The following is a 294-nucleotide window of genomic DNA, read 5'->3' on the forward strand; positions in this document are numbered from 1 at the left end:
GGCGCCTCCGTTACTCTTTGGGAGGCGACCGCCCCAGTCAAACTGCCCACCTGACACTGTCTCCGAACCGGATCACGGTTCTGGGTTAGAAGGTCCGTACAGCCAGGGTGGTATCCCACCGACGCCTCCACCGAAGCTAGTGCTCCGGCTTCTTAGGCTCCCACCTATCCTGTACAAGTTGTACCAACATTCAATATCAGGCTACAGTAAAGCTCCACGGGGTCTTTCCGTCCTGTCGCGGGTAATGCGCATCTTCACGCATAGTATAATTTCACCGGGTCTCTCGTTGAGACA

The 294-nt window shown here is 55.8% G+C and carries 1 rRNA gene; it reads right to left on the reverse strand.

The window, feature by feature from the left end:
• Positions 1 to 294, reverse strand: a 23S ribosomal RNA gene (locus GH741_RS21455); the annotation flags it as partial.

Source organism: Aquibacillus halophilus, assembly GCF_009649745.1.
GTDB lineage: Bacteria > Bacillota > Bacilli > Bacillales > Amphibacillaceae > Aquibacillus > Aquibacillus halophilus.